Raw genomic sequence first — 17,008 nt, 5'->3', positions numbered from 1 at the left:
CGCCGATGACCCTCCCACCCCACGCCCGAGGCTACGACGGCTTCGCGGGCCGGATCGGCCGCACGTTCGCGACCTCGCGCCCCGCGTGGCCCGCCGAGCGCCGGCCGCGCGGCCCGAACGTCGTCGTGGTGCTGGTGGACGACCTCGGGTACGCCGACATCGGCCCGTACGGCGGCGAAGTGGAGACGCCGAACCTGGACGCGTTGGCGGCCGGCGGCCTGCGGCTGACCAACTACCACACCACGCCGCTGTGCTCGCCGTCCCGCGCCGCCCTGCTCACCGGCCTGAACCCGCACCGCGCCGGGTTCGCGTTCCCGGCCAACGCCGACCCCGGCTACCCGGCGTACTCGTTCCAGCTGCCCGACGACGCCCCCTCGCTCGCGGAATCGTTGCGGGAGGCGGGTTACGCGACGTTCGCGGTCGGCAAGTGGCACCTGACCCGCGACGCGGCGAGCCACGACGCGGCGGACCGGTCGTCGTGGCCGGTGCAGCGCGGGTTCGACCGGTACTTCGGCAGCCTGGAGGGCCTGACCAACCTGCACCACCCGCACCGGCTGGTGTGGGACAACAGCCCGTACGACGGCGACTACCCGGACGGCTACTTCCTCACCGACGACCTCACCGACCGGGCCGTGCGGATGATCGACACGTTGCGCGCCAACGATCCGGACAAGCCGTTCTTCCTGTACTTCGCCCACCACGCGATGCACGGACCGCTCGGCGCGAAACCCGAGGACCTGGACCGCTACCGGGGCCGCTACGACGAGGGCTGGGACGTCATCCGGTCCCGCCGGTTCGCCAAGCAGCTCGCCGAGGGCCTGTTCCCGCCCGGCACGGTCCTGCCGCCGCGCAACGCCGACGTCTCGCCGTGGGACGACCTGTCGCCGGAGCGGAAGGAACTCTTCGCCCGGTACATGGAGGTCTACGCGGCATCGCTGTCCAACGTGGACCAGAGCGTGGGGCGGATCGTCGAGGCGCTGCGGCGGCACGGGGAACTGGACGACACCGTCATCGTGTTCACCTCCGACAACGGCGCGACCGCCGAGGGCGGCGTGGAGGGCACCCGCAGCTACTTCAGCCAGTTCGCGCACGTGCCCGGGGTGCCGGGGGACTGGGAGCGGGACGTGGCGCGGGAACTGGACCTGCTGGGCGGCCCGCAGACCACCGTCCACTACCCGCGCGGGTGGGCGCAGGCGTCCAACACCCCGTTCCGGCTCTACAAGTTCGACACCTACGCGGGCGGCGTGCGCACGCCGTTCATCGTGCACTGGCCCGCCGGGCTCGAACCCGGGCTGCGTCACCAGTACGTGTACGTCACCGACGTCGCGCCAACCCTGCTCGACCTCGCCGGTGTGCCACGCCCGACGCACCGCCACGGCGTGCCCGCCGCCGAGCAGGACGGCACCAGCGCCGTCCCGGTCCTGCGGTCGCCGGACGCGGTCAGCGCGCACACCGCCCAGTACACCGAGACCGGCGGGAACCGGGGCTACTACGCGGACGGCTGGAAGATCGTCACCCGGCACCGCCCCGGAACCCCTTACGACGACGGTGAGTGGGAGCTGTACCACGTCGCGGAGGACCCGACCGAGACCACCGACGTCGCCGCCGAGCACCCGGCGAAACTGGCCGAACTGGCCGCCGCCTGGGAAGCCGCCGCGTGGCACAACGCGGTCTTCCCGCTGACCGACCACGGCCCCGCCGCGTCCCGGCGCAGGCCCTCCGACGAACGCCTCGAACGCCCCGTCGACCTCTACCCCGGCACCCCGTTGCTGGAACGCTACCGCTCGGCGCAACTCGTCCAGTTCCGCTCCTTCACGGCGTTCGCCGACGTCGAGACCACCGCCGGCGACCGAGGCGTGCTGTTCGCGCACGGCGACCAGGGCGGCGGGTACGTCGTGCACGTCGACGACGGCCACGCCCACCTGACCTACAACGCCTACGGCGACATCCACCGCACCACACCGATTCCGGTCCCGGCAGGCGCGGCCCGCGTGGTGCTGCGCGCCGAGGCGCTGCCCGGGTTCCGCTGGAGGTTCGTGCTGGAGACCGGTTCCGGCGCGGCGTCGCTCGAACCGGTGCCGCAGCTGATCGGCCTGGCCCCGTTCACCGGGATCAGCGTCGGCGCGGACCGGGGCGGCCCGGTCGACTGGGCGTCGCACGTGCGGGACCGCACGTTCCCGTTCACCGGCACGCTGCACCGGGTCCGCTACGAACCGGGGGAGCAGGCCGACTACGACCCGAAGCTGGTGGCACGACTGTGGGCGGAGGCCGAACGTGTCTACGACTGACCTGCTGGCGATCTCCGGCCTGGAAGTCTCGTTCGGCGACGTCCGGGCGGTGCGCGGCATCGACCTGACCGTCGCGCCGGGCGAGGTCCTGGCCCTGGTGGGCGAATCCGGCTCCGGCAAGTCGGTGACCGCCCGCGCCGTCCTGGGCCTGCTCCCGCCGACGGCCCGGGTGGGCGGCAGCGTGCTGCTGGGCGGGCGCGAACTGGTGGGCGCCGACGAGGAGACCCTGCGCGGCGTGCGCGGCCGTTCGGTGGCCATGGTCTTCCAGGAACCGGCGACCGCGCTCAACCCCGTGCACACGGTCGGGTGGCAGATCGCCGCCGTGCTCCGGGCGCACCGCAAGCTCACCAAGCGGGCGGCGCGCCTGGAGGCCGTGCGGCTCCTCGACCTGGTCGGCATCCCCGACCCGGCCGCCAGGGTGCGGCACTACCCGCACCAGCTCTCCGGCGGCCAGCAGCAGCGCGTGGTCATCGCGCTGGCGCTGGCCAACGAACCCGACCTGATCATCGCCGACGAGCCCACGACGGCGCTGGACGTGACCGTGCAGGCCGAGATCCTCGCCCTGCTGCGCGACCTGCGCGACCGCCTGGGCACCGCGATCCTGCTGATCACCCACAACATGGGCGTGGTCGCCGACCTGGCCGACCGGGTGGCCGTGATGCACCAGGGCGAGCTGGTCGAGCAGGCCCCGGTCGACGAGCTGTTCACCAGCCCCGCCCGCGCGTACACCCGGGACCTGCTGGCCGCCGTCCCCAGGCTGGGCCACCGCGACCCGGCGCCGCCGCACACGTCCACCGACGCGTTGCGGCTCGACGGCGTGACCGTGCGGTACGGCGACTTCACCGCACTGTCCACTGTGGACCTCCACGTCGCCAGGGGCGAGGTGGTCGGCCTGGTCGGCGAATCGGGCTCGGGCAAGTCCACCCTGGGCAAGGTCGCGGCCGGCGTCCTGCGGCCGACCGCCGGCACCGCGACCGTGCTGGACACCGAGCCGCGGTCGGCGCGCCGCCGGCTCGGGTTCGTCTTCCAGGACCCCGGAAGCTCGCTGAACCCCAGGATGACCATCGCCGACTGCATCGCCGAACCGCTGCGGGTGCACCGGGAACCCGGCGACCACCGCGCCAGGGTCACCGAACTCCTCGACGCGGTAAGGCTTCCCGCCGACTACGCCGACCGCCGACCCAGGGAGCTGTCCGGCGGCCAACGCCAACGGGTCGGCATCGCGAGAGCCCTGGCCCTGGACCCCGACCTGCTGATCGCCGACGAACCGACCAGCGCCCTGGACGTGTCCGTGCAGGCGTCGATCCTGGCGCTGCTGACCGAACTGCAGCAGCGACACGGCTTCGCCTGCCTGTTCATCAGCCACGACTTGGCCGTGGTCGACTCCCTGGCGCACCGCGTGGCGGTGCTGCACAACGGCCACGTGGTGGAACAAGGCCCTCACCACCAAGTCCTCCGAACCCCCACCGCCGCCTACACCCGACGCCTGGTCGACGCCGTGCCCCTGCCCGACCCCGCCGCCCAGCGGGCCCGCCGCGCCGGCCTCGCCGACGTCCCGGCGTGACCGGGCGGCCCGCGCGGACCGGAGGCGGACCGGAAGATTCCAGGCGACAACCGGCCCGTCACCGGTGGAGGATGCAGGGGTGACGGGCCGCGCGAAGTTCACCGTGAACCCATACCTGCACACCGCGCTCACCATCGTCGCCGGCCTGCTGCTGCTGGCCGGCGGGGCGGGTCTGCTGATCACCATCGGGGTGGACGGCGCGCACGGCCGGGAGGTCGACTGCGGCAGCGTCGCCACCGGCCTGCACGGCTCGGTGACCTACGACCCGCAGGGCACCCGCGCCGCCGACGTGGCCGCGAACGTCGCGACCTGCGAATCGGCGCTCGGCGCGCGCCGGGCGTGGGCGTGGCCGGCCGCCGCACTGGGCGTGCTCGGGCTCGTCCTGGTCGTGCTGCTGGCCCGGTTCGTCCACCCGGTGCCCCGGTGGTGGACCGAGCAGGTCGACGGCGGGCACCGCTGACGTTTGACCGGGTGGGGGCGGGCAACCCCGGTGGGGGAGGTGCGCCATGACCGAACCCGACCAGGCCGACCTGGACCACACCCGCAAGCTCATCGACGAGGCCAAGGAGATCGCGCGCGACCTGCGCGAGGCCACCCCCGACCCGGACCCGGTCGACACCGCCGCGCCGGAGGACGACCCCGAGGCCGAACCGGAGCGGTGACGGCCCGGTGCTCGGGGGGAGCGCGAACGGCTGGGAGCGATCGACCGCGCGGCACCGGACCTCCTGGCGGAGCGCACGGTCACCGAGGACGACCTCGACCGGCGGCGGGGCGGGACCGCCGCCGGCCTCACGTCAGAACTGGAGGTACCAGCTGTTGAGCCGGCCGACGTCCTGTGGGCCCGCGTCGCGGATGCGCAGCTTCCACACGCCGTTCGCGACCTCGCCGGAGGCGTTGACCGTGTAGGTGGTCACCAGGTCGTCGCCGCTGTCGTTGTCCGAGTTCTTCACCCGGAACGCGGTGCCGTCCGGCGCGACCAGGTCGATCACCAGGTCGCCGCGGTAGGTGTGGGTGATGTCCACGCCGAGCACGAGCGCCGTGGGCGCGTTGCCGGAGACGCCGGACACGGTCAGCGAACTCTCGACGGTGGCCTGGTCGGGCAGGGTCAGGTCCTCGTCGTTGGTGAACTTCTTGCCGCCGGGCGGGGTGCCGGTGCCGGCCAGCGTCCACAGCGAGTACGCGATGACGTCGGTCATCCGGTCCAGCGCGGTGTTGTCCAGGTTGCTGATGGTGTCGCAGGACTTGTGGTAGCAGCGGTCGAACGCGACACCGGCCTGGCCGCCCCACTTCGACGCCTGCGCCGCGGTCTTGGTGACCTCGGCCCCGGTGAACAGGCCGCCGACCGGGATGCCCGCCCGCGCGAACGCCGCGTGGTCGGAACGCCCGCCCACCGACGTCAGCTCGGTGGCCACCACGCCGCTGAACCCGGCTTCCAGCGTCTGCTGGAGCTGGAGTGACCCGGCGGGCTGGCCGCTGGCGCTGTAGACGAAGTAGCCCGGGTTGGGCGAGCCGGTCATGTCGAAGTTCAGGTAGGACTTGATCTTCGACTTCTCGGCGGCGGGCAGCTGGTTGACGTAGTAGGTGGAGCCGATCAGCCCCAGCTCCTCCGCGCCCCACCAGCCGAACCGCAAGTGCTTCTGGGGCTTGAAGTTCTCCCGCGCCACGGTCAGCGCGACCTCCAGGATGCCCGCCGACCCGGTGCCGTTGTCGTTGATGCCGGGGCCGGCGCTCACGCTGTCCAGGTGGCCGCCGAGCATCAGGATGTTGTTGGCGTCGCCACCCGGCCAGTCGGCGATCAGGTTGTACCCGGTCGCGCCGCTGGAGGTGAACTGCTGGATGGACGTCGTGTAGCCCACCGCGTCCAGCTTCGCCTTGACGTAGTCCAGCGACGCGCGGTAGCCGGGCCGGCCGTGCGCCCGGTTGCCGCCGTTGTTGTTGGCGATGGTCTGGAGGCTGTTCAGGTGGGCCTGCACGTTGGCCAGTGAGATGTCGGGCACGGCCAGTGCGCCGGGTGCCGCCGAGGCCAGGGGTGGGCTCAGCAGGGCCGTGGCGAGGAGCAGGGCGCTCGCCAGCGGCGTCGTCCTCTTGAAGGACATGGCTGCCTCCGCAGGGGTGTAGGGATAGCCGTTGTCGAGCCTGCGGCCTGCGGCAATTCGGCGGTAGCGACGTTCGTCGTAGCACATTCGGACGCAAAAGCGACATCTCTGCACGCGCTATTGTTTCAGTTACGACTAAACGTCCACGTTGCCGCAACACCCCGGTTCGCGTCACCCAGCGTCACGCTCCACGGGCCTCGGCGGTCGAAGGGCCGTTTTGGACAATGTTCGCGGCCGGGTCGCGGAAAACGTCGCCGGCACCCCGTCCGCCCATTCACCCGGGGGTCGGCGGCTTTCCCGCCGATGGGCGAAGAACTCGGGCGTTGGTTCCGAAACGGCTACGAGCCGTTCCGCCGGCCAGTATGGTTGTCGATCAACCGGAGTTCGCGGAGGTGCGTTGTGGACAGGGGGCCGAGCCCGGAGGAGAGGCTCGCCGAGTACCGGCGGTCGCTGGGAAACGAGGCGGACGGCCTGGGGGTCGTGCCGGAAAGCGGAGGGGGATTCGTCGGCCGGTCGGCGGGCGGGTTGGTCGAGGTGACCGTGGTCGGCGGGCGGGTCGCGGCGGTGGCCGCGCGGCGCGCCCCGGCCGAATTCCCGCCCGGTGAACTGGCCGGCCACCTGATGGCGGCGGTGAACGCGGCGCTGGCCCTGGCCAGGGGAGCCGCGCCGGTGGCCACGGACCCCGTGCCGGACCTCGGCGCGCTGCTGGACCGGGTCGAGGAGGTCGGCGAGCGGAGCGGCCGGTTCATGCGGCAGGTCGGGGCGGCGCTGGACGACGTCATCGCCAAGGTGGGGCCCCGGACCGGGATGCGCGGCGACCCGTCGCCGGGCGGGGCGGACGCCCTGCTCGCCGAGGCCGCGACGGCGCTGCGCACGGCCCGTGACTCGCTCGCCGGCTTCCAGGGCGCGCAGGTGGTCGGAAGCGGTTCGGACGAGGACGGCGACGTGTGGATCACGGTCGGCCCGGACGGGTCGGTGTCGAAGGCGGAACTGTCCGCGGCGGTCGCCGGGATGTCGAATCGTCAGTTCGACGACCGCGCGCGCCAGGCCGCCGACACCGCTTTGCGGGATTGGGCCGACAAACGGCGTGACGGGCGGTCGGAGAACGCCGGGGGATTCGACCCCGGTCGGTTGGCCGCGCAGGCCGATGCGTTGCGCACGCGTGGATTGGCGCAATTGCAGGGGTACACCGACAAGATGAAGTCGATCATGGGGAGCATCGGCGCGCCGTAGCTCGGAAGGGGGAGGAACGAGTGTCCGGGAACCTGGAACTCACGGGTGACACGATCAGCCGGTCCGGAGAACAGCTCTCCGGCACGGCCGAGCGCCTGACGGGTGAAATCGCGTCGTTCGGCGGGAGGCTGGCCGGGTTCGGCAACCCGTTCGGCGAGGACGACCTGGGGTCGACCATGCAGATGATCTACGAGGCCATCTCGCAGGTCGCGATGGAGTGCTTCGACGACAACGCCGGGGTGCTGACCGAGACCGGCGGGCAGCTCTCGGAGATGGGCGCGGAGTACACCGCCGTCGAGCAGGCCAACCACGGGCTGTTCACCGACCTGCTCGGGGGGTTGGGCGGGTGACCACCGGACTCGTGCTGCCGGCGGAGCTGGCGGGCCTGCTCAACACCCTGGGTTTCACCTGGCCCGAGGGCGACGAGGGCAAGATCTTCGACATGGCCGGCGAGTGGATCGCGTTCGGCGACCGCCTGAGCGGCTCGGTGGGCGAGGCCCACGGCCAGGCCGAGGCGGTGTGGTCGCAGAACTCGGCCGAGGCGGTCGAGAAGTTCCGGGCGTTCTGGGACGGCGGGGAAGCGCCCAAGCAGAACCTGGAGGACGGCGCGACGGCGGCGGCGATGGTGGGCGCGGGGCTGTACGTCTGCGCCGGCGCGCTGATCGCGTTGAAGGTGGCCGCGATCGTGCAGCTGGTCGCGTTGGCGATCGAGATCGCGCAGGCCATCGCGACGGCGGTGGTGACCTTCGGCGCGTCCCTGCTGGAGATCCCGATCTTCCGGCAGATCACCAAGCTGCTGCTGGACCAGGCGCTGGACATCGCGATCAACGCGGTGCTCAATGGCTAGGCGCGGCGGGCGCGGTGGCGGTGGCGGTGGTGGGAACGCCGGGCTGTTCCGGCCGATCGTCCAGTGGCTGCGCCGCTCGTCGCGTTCGGGCGGCGGCGGGCACCGGCCGGCCGGGCACCACGGCGGCGGCCCGCGCACGCCCGGCCCGCACACCACGCCGCGCTACCACCGGCAGAAGCCCATGCTGGACAAGTACCGCCACGAGACGGACCCGCGCCACCCGGCGAACCCGTTCCCGGGCCGGTCGGTGCGCCGGCTGTCGCCGCAGGAGCGCGAGGCGCACCGGGTGTTCATCGACCAGAACGGGCACCTGCGCCGGGCCCGGGACGGCTCGCTGTACGACACCCAGTCGGGCACGTCGGCGTGGGGTGGCCAGCGCGCGATCTTCGTGATGGACGGGCGCGGCAACATCTACGCGTCCAACCACCACGCGCCGGGCCAGTTCCACCACTCGTCGCTGGCCGGCGGCCACCCCGTGGCGTCGGCGGGCGAGCTGTCGGTCACCAACGGGCGGATCAACTACGCCACCGCCGCCAGCGGGCACTACCAGCCGGGTCCGGAGCACATGTCCAACCTGGCCCAGGAGTTCGCCCGCAACGGCGTCCGGCCGCCGATCTGGGACTTCCAGGGGCCGCGTCCCGGCGGCCGGCCGATGTTCGCCTAGCCGGAACCTCGAAGGGGAGCACGATGACGATCGACCACCGCGCCGAGCTGAACTCGGTGATCTACGGGCTGTTCCGGGCCCCGGGCCTGGACCGCGAGGTGGCGGCGAGCATGGTCGAGGCCATGCTCGCCCGCGAGTACTTCGTGGACGGGCCCGAGGCGTACTCGCGGGCCATCGCGCAGGCGCTCGCGCAGTCGGACCCGGTGACCGCCGACATCGAGCCGCCGTACGGCGAGACCGAGGTCCGGGCGTTCCTGGGGCTCGTGCACGAGGAGTTGGAGCGGCACAAGCCGTGGAGGTGAGCCGGCCCGCCGCGGTTGGCGGGGCTGCGGCGCGTCCCGAGGGCTGTCCCGTGACGATCGGACCGGCGGGAAGCTGATCGGTGGGACCGTGGACGACCACGGGCAGGTCAGGGACCATGGGGCGCATGCCTACTTGGACCATCGAGACCGCGTCTGTCCTGGACACAGGTGTGGACGAGGTCATGCGGGAGTACTTCGGCGAGATGGGACGGCGGGTCCTGGGTCGTTCGGTCACGAGTGGAGAGTTGTGTGAGATCCTCGCGAAGGACCCCCATGGCGACCTCGGCCCGCCTGGCGGCGCGTTCCTCGTCGCGCGCGGTGCGGAGGGCGATTTCCTGGGCTGCGCAGGAGTGCGATTGATGGAGGGCAGCCCCGGGACCGCCGAACTCAAGCGGATGTACGTACGTCCCGCCGGACGGGGAGCAGGGGTGGGCCGGGGCCTTCTCCTGGCCGTCGAGGAGACGGCCAGGAGCCTCGGTGCCACCCGGATCGTGTGCGAGACCAACACCCAGCTGGTCGAGGCGCGGGCGCTGTACGCAAGGCACGGCTACCAGGAGATCGAGCCGTATGAAGGCCACGGCAAGGCGGATCACTGGTTCGCCAAGGCTCTCCGCTGAGCGGGGTGATCGACTCACCGGCATCCCCGGCCACCGGGCCGGGCCCCGGCAGTTCGGGAAGTTGGTGACGGGTCTGCGGTGCGAGGGCGCGGATGCGGTACACCGGGGTCGGCCCACTGGCGGACGAACCTGACCACGCGGCAGGTCGTCCTCGATGCCCGAAGCCACTCCGAGGTCATCGACAGGGTTTAGGGTCGGCGGCATGTCCACGGAACGCCCAGGACCGGTCGGCACCGGGGAGACCGAGGTCGTGCTCGGCGGGTGCGGTGCCTGCTACGCCGACGACGACCTGCGCCTGTTGGCGGGAGATCCGGAACTCGTGCCGGACGAGCTGGTGCGGCTGTTCGCGGAGGAGGCCCCGAGCCACTGGAGCCCGGCCGCGTGGCAGTGGCTGTGGCGGCGGCTCGCGCACCGGGTCGTCGCGCTGGTGGCGGCGCGGGAGGTGGACCCGGGCCGGGCGTTGCGCGGCCTCGCGCCGGGCTGCGCCGACCTGCCGACCTGGCCGGACGGCGAGCGGCGCGCGGTGCGGGCGGCGCTGGGCGACGTGCTGGCCGTCGCGCTCGCGGCGTGGCCGGCGTCGGACGTGGCCGACCTGCTCTGCGGGCTCGCGTGCGTGGACGGCGACCTGCGGCCGTGGCCGGCCCACGTGGACGCGCTGACCGGGCCGGGCGTGGAGGGCGGTGTGGTGCGTTTGGCGTGCCACTGGGCGACCGGCCTGAACTGGGGCGAGACCTCGTGGTGCACCTGGTGGTCGGCCGACGACCAGGTCACGCCGGTGCGCGAGTGGACGTCGGCCGTGCGCCCCGGGGTCGAGCGGTTCGCCGAGCGGCACCCGGAGTGCAAGACGGCCCGTGACGCGCTGATCGCCTACGACCACCTCGAACGCGACGAGCCCGGCCCCTGGTACTACCCGGGGACGGGCTGGTCCCGCTGGGAGCGGATGGGGCAGCCCGGCCACTACAACTGGCTGGAGCCGGTCTGAGGGCTCCTCTCGCACGGCCTGGCAGGGGCGGGGACCACCGCCGACGGCGAGGGCGTCGATCCAGTCCGCGCAGCCCCCTGTTTCCGGGCACCGGGCACGTGCCGGTGCACCCGCACACTCGGGGAATCGACGCCGACCACGAACGCCACGTCGTCCCCCGGCGTCCCGAGGGAGTCGTCATTGACGACCACACACCATCATCCGCACACGATCACGGGAAAGATCCGCAGGATCTAGTCCGGCTGGGCGTCGCGGCGGGCTCGGGCGCGGCGCTTGCCCTCGTGCATCGCCACGACCCGGGCGACCGGGATCTCCCGGCCCTCGGCCACCAGGTCCTCGGGGAGTCGTTGGGGCGCGGGCAGGCTCGCGGCCCACGGGTCGTCGTCGCCGAGCAGCTCCAACGCGGTGCGCAGGGTGAAATCGCGTGGCGTGACCTGGTCGAGGTCGTCCCACGCCACCGGGAACGACACGGGCGTGCCGGGGCGGATGCGCGGGCTGTACGCGGCGACGACCGTGGCCCCGTAGGCGCGCGTCGAGTCGAGGAACACCTTGCCGCCGCGTTCCTCGCGGATGTACGCGGTCGTGGCGATGCCGGGGTCGATCCGCTCGGCGCGGGCGGCCAGCGCGCGGGTGGCGGCGGCCGCGTCGTCGTCGCTCGCCGTGACCGGCACGAAGACGTGCAACCCCTTGGCCCCGCTGGTCTTCACCGCGCCGGACAGGCCCGCGTCGGTCAGCGCCCGGTGGACCAGGCGGGCGGTGCCGACCACCGCCTGGAACGGCTCGCCCTCGGGCGGGTCGAGGTCGAGGACGACGTACTGGGGGTGCTCGCGGTCGTCGAGCAGGCTGAGCGGGACGTGGTACTCGACGGCGCGCTGGTTGGCGAACCACAGCAGCGTGCGGCGGTCGTCGCACAGCGCGTAGTTGATCTGCCGCTTCGACGCGTCCGCCCACACCGGGGCGGTCCGCACGAAGTCCGGTGTGTACTTGGGGACGTTCTTCTGCATGAACGGGTCCTGGCCGCGCAGCACGCGCACGACGGACAGGGGACGTCCGGCCAGGCCGGGCAGGATCCGGTCGCGCACGGCGTCGAGGTAGTCGACCAGATCGCGTTTGGTGGCGTCGGCCCCCTCGAACAGCGCCTGGTCGAGGTTGGTCAGCGACACGCCGTCGCGTTGTTCAGCAGCGCCCACCCCGACACCCTCCCCGGTCGCGGTCCAGCCGGCAAGTGGGGCCGGGGATGGGGCAGGATGCCCGGTCATGAGCGGTGTGCGGGCGGGCGAGGTGTTGGGGGTCAACCTCCGGGGGTTGCGGCAGCTGCGCGGGCTGTCGCTGTCCGAACTCGCCCGCCGGTCCGGGATCGCGAAGGGGACGCTGTCCGCGCTGGAGGGCGGCGCGGGCAACCCGACCATCGAGACCGTGTTCAGTTTGTCGAACGCTCTGAACGTGCCGGTGTCCGAGCTGCTCACCGAGCGGGCCGGGCCGGAGGTGGTGCTGGTGCGCGCGGCGGACGTGGAGGTGCTCAGCAGCGACGCGGTGGACCTGCGGCTGCTGCGGCGGGTCGACCTGGCGGAGACCGTGCTGGAGCTGTACGACCAGCGGGTGCGGCCGGGCGCGGTGCAGACTTCCGACGGACATCCCGGTGTGGAGCACGTCGTGGTCACCGAGGGCGTGCTGCGGGTGGGGCCGGTGGACGCGCCCCACGAGCTGGGGCCCGGCGACTACGTGTCGTTCCCCGGGCGGCTGCCGCACGTGTACGAGACGGTCGGCGGGCCGGTGGTCTCGGTGTTGCTGCTGGAGTACCCGAAGGGTTGACGGTCGGGCCCGGTGCTGCCTACAGTCCGGAACCAGCGTTCATTTTACTGAACGGTGGTGGTCGCAGTGGCGCAGCCGGACGTGGTGGTCGTCGGCGCCGGGATCATCGGCGCGGCGTGCGCCGAGGCGCTCGGCGCGGCCGGGCTGCGGGTGACCGTGCTGGACCGGGGCCCGGTCGCGTGCGGGACGACCGCCGCCGGCGAGGGCAACGTCCTGGTGTCGGACAAGGAACCCGGCCCGGAGTTGGCGTTGGCGCTCGCGTCGCGGGAGCGGTGGCCGGCGCTGCTGGCCGAACTCGGCGTCGACGTCGAGTGGGAGGACAAGGGCGGGCTGGTGGTCGCGACCGGCCCGGAGTCGGCCGGTCCGCTGCGGGCGTTCGCGGCGGCGCAGCGCGCGGCGGGCGTGGACGCGCGCGAGGTGACCCCCGCCGAGGCCCGGGAGCTGGAGCCGCACCTGACGCCGGCGGTCGCGGCGGCCGTCCACTACCCGCAGGACGCGCAGGTCAATCCGGTGGTGGCGGCGACCGCGCTGCTCACGGCGGTGCGGCGGCGTGGCGGTGAGGTCCGCACCGGCGTCGAAGTGTCCGATGTGGACAGTCGTGGTGTGCTGACCTCGGGCGGGCACATCGCCTGCGGTGCGGTGGTGAACGCGTGCGGGCCGTGGTCCGGCGGTCTCGCGAAGTCCGCGCCCGTCGCCGTGCGGCCCCGGCGCGGGGTCGTCCTGGTGACCGCTCCGCTGCCGTTGTGCGTGCGGCACAAGGTGTACGACGCGGACTACGTGGGCGCGGTGGCCGGCGGCGAGGCGGACCTGATGACCTCGGGCGTGGTCGAGTCGACCCGCGCGGGCACCGTGCTGATCGGGTCGAGCAGGCAGCGCGTCGGGTTCGCCGACGAGATCCCGGTGGCGGTGCTGAGGGCGTTGGCACGCCGGGCGATCGCGTTGTTCCCGGTGCTGGCCGGCGTGCCGGTGATGCGGGCCTACGGCGGGTTCCGGCCGTACGTGCCCGACCACCTCCCGGTGATCGGGCGCGACCCGAGGCTGCCGAACCTGTGGCACGCCACCGGGCACGAGGGCGCGGGCATCGGGCTCGCGGCCGGCACCGGGCGGCTGCTGGCGGAACTGCTGACCGGGCGCCCGCCGCACGTGGACCCGGTGCCGTTCCGGGTCGACCGGCCGGGGGTGACGGGGTGGAGGTGACCTTCGACGGCGTCCCGCTGCCCGCGCGGGACGGCCAGACGGTCGCCGCCGCGTTGCTGGCGTCGGGTCGGCGGACCTGGCGCACCACGCGTGCCGGAGGTCGGCCGCGCGGGGTGTTCTGCGGGATCGGCGTGTGCTTCGACTGCCTGGTGGTGGTCAACGGGGTGCCGGACGTCCGCGCGTGCCAACGGGTTCTGGCCGACGGTGACGAGGTCCGGACCCAGCACGGGGCGGAGCTGCCGTGAGGGTCGTGGTGGTGGGCGCGGGCCCGGCCGGGATGGCGGCGGCCCGCGCGGCGGCGGACCACGGCGCGCGAACCATGCTGGTGGACGCGGAACCCGTTGCGGGAGGCCAGTTCCACCGGGGTGAGCGGCTGTCGTTCGCTCATCCCGGTGTCACGCACCTGCCGGATACGACCGCGTGGGCGTTGGAGGGCACCAGGCTGCACCTGCGCACCGGGCCGGCCGACAGCCCGGCGCGGGTGGCCCGGGTGCTGGACGCCGACGCGCTCGTCCTGGCCACCGGAGCGCACGACCGGGTGCTGCCGTTCCCCGGCTGGGACCTGCCCGGCGTGGTCACGGCCGGCGCGGCGCAGGCGTTGGCCAAGCAGCACGGCGTCCCGGTGGGCCGCCGCGTCCTGGTCGCGGGCGTGGGGCCGTTCCTGCTGCCCGTGGCCACCGCGCTGCGCGGCCTGGGCGTCGACATCGCGGCCGTCGTGGACGCCGCCGCCCCGCAGGACTGGCTGCGCGAGCCCGCCGCGATGCTCGCCGGCCGCGCCAAGTTCGCCGAACTGGCCCGGTATCGCGCGATCCTGCGGCACTACCGGGCCCGCCACGCGGTCGTCGCGTTCGACGGCGAGACCGCGACGGTGGCCCGCGTGGACCATGACTGGCGGGTGCGCGCCGGCACCGCGCGCCGGATCGCGGCCGACGCCGTGTGCGTGGGCTTCGGCTTCACCCCGCGCCTGGACCTGGCCGCCGAGTGCCTGCTGGACGACGGTTTCGTGCGGGTCGACGCGCGGCAGGCGACCTCCGTGCCCGGCGTGTACGCGGCGGGCGAGATCACCGGCATCGGCGGTGCGGGTGCGGCCGTGGCCGAAGGCGTGGTCGCGGGCACGGCGGCGGCGGGCGGTGTGCCGTCACGGGAATCGCTGCGCGCGGTGCGTCGGGCGCGGGTCTTCGCCGCCGGGCTGGCCCGGGTGACCGGGGTGCGGCCGGGCTGGCGGACCTGGCCCACGCCGGACACCCTGGTCTGCCGGTGCGAGGAGGTCCCGGCCGGCGCGCTGGTCCCCGGCCTGGGCCTGCGCGCCCTGAAGCTCACCACCCGGGTGGGCATGGGCCTGTGCCAAGGCCGGATCTGCCTGCGCAACGCCGCCGAACTCGCCGACGTCCCGTACGTCCCGCCGCGCGTGCCCCTCGCCACCCCGCTGCGCCTGGGCGAACTCGCCGACACACCCGTGGACCTGGAGGAGCAATGACCCTGGACGGCGTCATCGTCGCCACCGCCCTGCCCTACGCGCCGGACCCGGCCGCGCCCGCCGGCCTGCGCCCCGACCTGGACCGGTACGCCGAGCACTGCCGGTGGCTGGTGGACAGCGGCTGCGACGGCGTGGGCCCCAACGGTTCGTTGGGGGAGTACTCCTCGCTCACCGACGCCGAACGCCGGGCCGTGGCCAAGACCGCGATCGACGCGGTCGGCGGTGCCGGCGTGGTCGTGGTCGGGGTGCACGGTGCCGGCGCGCACCAGGCGCGGCACTGGGCGGAGTTGGCGGCCGAGGACGGCGCGGACGCCGTGCTGTGCCTGCCGCCCACCCTGTTCCGGGCGGGCCGCGCGGAGGTGGTGCACCACTTCACCGAGGTCGCCTCGGTCGGGCTGCCGGTGATGGTCTACAACAACCCGTTCGACACCAAGGTCGACCTCACGCCGGACGTGCTCGGCGAACTCGCGCAGATCGACAACGTCGTGGCGGTCAAGGACTTCTCCGGCGACGTGCGGCGGGTGCTGGAGATCCGCGAGGCCGCGCCGGGGATGACCGTGGTGGCGGGCGCGGACGACGTGCTGCTGGAGAGCGTGCTGATGGGCGCGCAGGGCTGGTTCGCCGGCTTCCCCAACGCGTTCCCCGAGGCGTCCGTGCGCCTGTTCTCCCTGGCACGACAGGGAAAGCTCACCGAGGCGCGTGAACTGTACCGACCGCTGGTCGGCACGTTCCGGTGGGATTCGCGCACCGAGTTCGTGCAGGCGATCAAACACGCGATGGACGCCGTCGGCCGGTACGGCGGCCCGTGCCGCCCGCCCCGGGGACCGCTGACACCCGAACACCGCGCGCGCCTGGACGAAGACCTGCGCCGCGCCCTGACCCACCTGGAGGCGTGATGCGCTCCTCCCGCTACTTCACCGCGGTCGACTCGCACACCGAGGGGATGCCCACCCGCGTGGTGACCGGCGGCGTCGGCGTGATCCCCGGCGACACCATGGCCGAACGCAGGCTGCACTTCGTCGCGCACCTCGACCACCTCCGTGAGCTGCTGGTCAACGAACCGCGCGGGCACTCGGCGATGAGCGGCGCGATCCTCCAGCCGCCCACCCGCCCCGACGCCGACTGGGGCGTGCTGTACATCGAGGTGTCCGGGTGCCTGCCGATGTGCGGGCACGGCACGATCGGCGTGGCGACGGTCCTGGTGGAGACCGGGATGGTCGAGGTGGCCGAGCCGGTGACCGTGGTGCGCCTGGACACCCCGGCGGGCCTGGTGGCGGCGGAGGTCGAGGTCGTGGACGGGCGGGCGGCGCGCGTCACGATCCGCAACGTCCCGGCGTACGCGCACGAGCTGGACGCCGTCGTGGACGTCCCCGGCTGGGGCGAGGTCCGCTACGACCTGGCCTACGGCGGCAACTTCTACGCCATCATCCCGTTGGAACAACTGGGAATCCCCTTCGACCGCGCGGAAAAGGACAGGATCCTCGCCGCAGGTTTGTCCATAATGGACGCGATCAACGCCCGACGCCGTCCGGTCCACGTGACCGAGCCGGACATCGCGGGCTGCAAACACGTCCAGTTCACCGCACCGGGCCGGGACGGCGCGCACTCCCGCAACGCCATGGCCATCCACCCGGGCTGGTTCGACCGCTCCCCGTGCGGCACCGGAACGTGCGCCCGCATGGCCCAACTCCACGCGCGCGGCGAACTGGCCCTGCACCAGGACTTCGTCAACGAATCCTTCATCGGCACCCGCTTCACCGGCCGCCTGACCGCCGAAACCCCGCTGGCCGACCGCACCGCCGTACTCCCGACCGTGTCCGGCCGGGCCTGGATAACCGGCATGTCCCACTACCTGCTCGACCCCACCGACCCGTTCCCGCGCGGCTTCCAGCTCTGAGGTGACGGGTCGGGCGGTTCTCGGCGAACCGG

Annotated in this window: 19 protein-coding genes; 17 read left to right on the top strand and 2 right to left on the bottom strand. The window is 73.3% G+C overall.

Annotated elements, in window-relative coordinates; genetic code table 11:
* Nucleotides 1–5: 5 nt before the first annotated feature.
* The 4 genes from AC0HI0_RS19605 (at nt 6) to AC0HI0_RS19590 (ending at nt 4,514) form a co-directional block, all read left to right on the top strand.
* Nucleotides 6–2,288, top strand: coding sequence for an arylsulfatase (locus AC0HI0_RS19605; RefSeq protein WP_480933816.1), 2,283 nt, complete (start codon nt 6–8; stop codon nt 2,286–2,288).
* On the top strand, nt 2,275–3,852 hold the full coding sequence (locus tag AC0HI0_RS19600; protein ID WP_480933815.1) for a dipeptide ABC transporter ATP-binding protein: 1,578 nt from the start codon (nt 2,275–2,277) through the stop codon (nt 3,850–3,852). The genes AC0HI0_RS19605 and AC0HI0_RS19600 overlap by 14 nt, the downstream gene beginning before the upstream one ends.
* Before the next feature lie 79 nt (nt 3,853–3,931).
* Entirely contained in the window at nt 3,932–4,312 is a 381-nt protein-coding gene (locus AC0HI0_RS19595) for a hypothetical protein (RefSeq protein WP_480933814.1), read from the top strand.
* Nucleotides 4,313–4,358: 46 nt separating this feature from the next.
* Nucleotides 4,359–4,514 carry a hypothetical protein gene (locus AC0HI0_RS19590; RefSeq protein ID WP_480933813.1) on the top strand — a complete coding sequence of 52 codons (156 nt, stop codon included), beginning with the start codon at nt 4,359–4,361 and terminating at the stop codon, nt 4,512–4,514.
* Between the two features lie 132 nt (nt 4,515–4,646).
* Here AC0HI0_RS19590 and AC0HI0_RS19585 read toward each other — a convergent pair whose 3' ends face one another.
* Nucleotides 4,647–5,948: a M28 family metallopeptidase gene (locus AC0HI0_RS19585; protein WP_480933812.1), complete on the bottom strand. Its 1,302-nt coding sequence runs from the start codon at nt 5,946–5,948 to the stop codon at nt 4,647–4,649.
* 399 nt (nt 5,949–6,347) lie between these two features.
* On the opposite strand from AC0HI0_RS19585, the gene AC0HI0_RS19580 reads away from it, so the two are divergent.
* The 7 genes from AC0HI0_RS19580 (at nt 6,348) to AC0HI0_RS19550 (ending at nt 10,593) form a co-directional block, all read left to right on the top strand.
* On the top strand, nt 6,348–7,181 hold the full coding sequence (locus AC0HI0_RS19580; protein ID WP_480933811.1) for a hypothetical protein: 834 nt from the start codon (nt 6,348–6,350) through the stop codon (nt 7,179–7,181).
* A 20-nt stretch (nt 7,182–7,201) separates the two neighbouring features.
* Nucleotides 7,202–7,531, top strand: coding sequence for a hypothetical protein (locus AC0HI0_RS19575; RefSeq protein WP_480933810.1), 330 nt, complete (start codon nt 7,202–7,204; stop codon nt 7,529–7,531).
* The gene (locus tag AC0HI0_RS19570; protein ID WP_480933809.1) at nt 7,528–8,028 is read left to right on the top strand and encodes a WXG100-like domain-containing protein; all 501 of its coding nucleotides are present in this window, start codon (nt 7,528–7,530) and stop codon (nt 8,026–8,028) included. Before AC0HI0_RS19575 ends, AC0HI0_RS19570 begins: the two co-directional genes overlap by 4 nt.
* Nucleotides 8,021–8,692, top strand: coding sequence for a hypothetical protein (locus AC0HI0_RS19565; RefSeq protein WP_480933808.1), 672 nt, complete (start codon nt 8,021–8,023; stop codon nt 8,690–8,692). Before AC0HI0_RS19570 ends, AC0HI0_RS19565 begins: the two co-directional genes overlap by 8 nt.
* Before the next feature lie 23 nt (nt 8,693–8,715).
* Nucleotides 8,716–8,994 (top strand): hypothetical protein, encoded by a 279-nt coding sequence (locus AC0HI0_RS19560; RefSeq protein WP_480933807.1) that lies wholly within the window; start codon nt 8,716–8,718, stop codon nt 8,992–8,994.
* A gap of 125 nt (nt 8,995–9,119) precedes the next feature.
* Entirely contained in the window at nt 9,120–9,611 is a 492-nt protein-coding gene (locus AC0HI0_RS19555; RefSeq protein ID WP_480933806.1) for a GNAT family N-acetyltransferase, read from the top strand.
* A 202-nt stretch (nt 9,612–9,813) separates the two neighbouring features.
* Nucleotides 9,814–10,593 (top strand): hypothetical protein, encoded by a 780-nt coding sequence (locus AC0HI0_RS19550; protein ID WP_480933805.1) that lies wholly within the window; start codon nt 9,814–9,816, stop codon nt 10,591–10,593.
* A 233-nt stretch (nt 10,594–10,826) separates the two neighbouring features.
* On the opposite strand, the gene AC0HI0_RS19545 is transcribed toward AC0HI0_RS19550, so the two are convergent.
* Entirely contained in the window at nt 10,827–11,783 is a 957-nt protein-coding gene (locus tag AC0HI0_RS19545) for a DNA polymerase domain-containing protein (protein WP_480933804.1), read from the bottom strand.
* Nucleotides 11,784–11,850: 67 nt separating this feature from the next.
* Between AC0HI0_RS19545 and AC0HI0_RS19540 the strand changes: the two genes are divergently transcribed.
* Genes AC0HI0_RS19540 through AC0HI0_RS19515 form a run of 6 tightly spaced genes read left to right on the top strand, consistent with a single transcriptional unit; the run spans nt 11,851 to nt 16,976 of the window.
* On the top strand, nt 11,851–12,405 hold the full coding sequence (locus AC0HI0_RS19540; RefSeq protein ID WP_480933803.1) for a helix-turn-helix domain-containing protein: 555 nt from the start codon (nt 11,851–11,853) through the stop codon (nt 12,403–12,405).
* Nucleotides 12,406–12,459: 54 nt separating this feature from the next.
* Nucleotides 12,460–13,602: an NAD(P)/FAD-dependent oxidoreductase gene (locus AC0HI0_RS19535; protein ID WP_480933802.1), complete on the top strand. Its 1,143-nt coding sequence runs from the start codon at nt 12,460–12,462 to the stop codon at nt 13,600–13,602.
* A complete protein-coding gene (locus AC0HI0_RS19530) occupies nt 13,593–13,847 on the top strand; it encodes a (2Fe-2S)-binding protein (RefSeq protein WP_480933801.1) in 255 nt (84 codons plus the stop codon). Before AC0HI0_RS19535 ends, AC0HI0_RS19530 begins: the two co-directional genes overlap by 10 nt.
* Nucleotides 13,844–15,079, top strand: a complete 1,236-nt coding sequence (locus AC0HI0_RS19525) for an FAD-dependent oxidoreductase (protein ID WP_480933800.1) — start codon at nt 13,844–13,846, stop codon at nt 15,077–15,079. Before AC0HI0_RS19530 ends, AC0HI0_RS19525 begins: the two co-directional genes overlap by 4 nt.
* Nucleotides 15,076–15,975 (top strand): dihydrodipicolinate synthase family protein, encoded by a 900-nt coding sequence (locus AC0HI0_RS19520; RefSeq protein WP_480933799.1) that lies wholly within the window; start codon nt 15,076–15,078, stop codon nt 15,973–15,975. Before AC0HI0_RS19525 ends, AC0HI0_RS19520 begins: the two co-directional genes overlap by 4 nt.
* Entirely contained in the window at nt 15,975–16,976 is a 1,002-nt protein-coding gene (locus AC0HI0_RS19515; protein ID WP_480933798.1) for a proline racemase family protein, read from the top strand. The genes AC0HI0_RS19520 and AC0HI0_RS19515 overlap by 1 nt, the downstream gene beginning before the upstream one ends.
* Nucleotides 16,977–17,008 lie beyond the last annotated feature (32 nt).

The sequence above is a fragment of the Saccharothrix sp. NBAS 001 genome (assembly GCF_056640475.1).
Note: the sequence above shows the minus strand (reverse complement) of the source record. Positions and strands in the feature narration are given on the sequence as shown.

Coding starts and splice junctions, on each gene's coding strand:
- AC0HI0_RS19605 (WP_480933816.1), top strand. CDS start 6: ATGACCCTCCCACCCCACGCCCGAGGCTACGACGGCTTCGCGGGCCGG.
- AC0HI0_RS19590 (WP_480933813.1), top strand. CDS start 4,359: ATGACCGAACCCGACCAGGCCGACCTGGACCACACCCGCAAGCTCATC.
- AC0HI0_RS19585 (WP_480933812.1), bottom strand. CDS start 5,948: ATGTCCTTCAAGAGGACGACGCCGCTGGCGAGCGCCCTGCTCCTCGCC.
- AC0HI0_RS19565 (WP_480933808.1), top strand. CDS start 8,021: ATGGCTAGGCGCGGCGGGCGCGGTGGCGGTGGCGGTGGTGGGAACGCC.
- AC0HI0_RS19560 (WP_480933807.1), top strand. CDS start 8,716: ATGACGATCGACCACCGCGCCGAGCTGAACTCGGTGATCTACGGGCTG.
- AC0HI0_RS19555 (WP_480933806.1), top strand. CDS start 9,120: ATGCCTACTTGGACCATCGAGACCGCGTCTGTCCTGGACACAGGTGTG.
- AC0HI0_RS19550 (WP_480933805.1), top strand. CDS start 9,814: ATGTCCACGGAACGCCCAGGACCGGTCGGCACCGGGGAGACCGAGGTC.
- AC0HI0_RS19540 (WP_480933803.1), top strand. CDS start 11,851: ATGAGCGGTGTGCGGGCGGGCGAGGTGTTGGGGGTCAACCTCCGGGGG.
- AC0HI0_RS19520 (WP_480933799.1), top strand. CDS start 15,076: ATGACCCTGGACGGCGTCATCGTCGCCACCGCCCTGCCCTACGCGCCG.
- AC0HI0_RS19515 (WP_480933798.1), top strand. CDS start 15,975: ATGCGCTCCTCCCGCTACTTCACCGCGGTCGACTCGCACACCGAGGGG.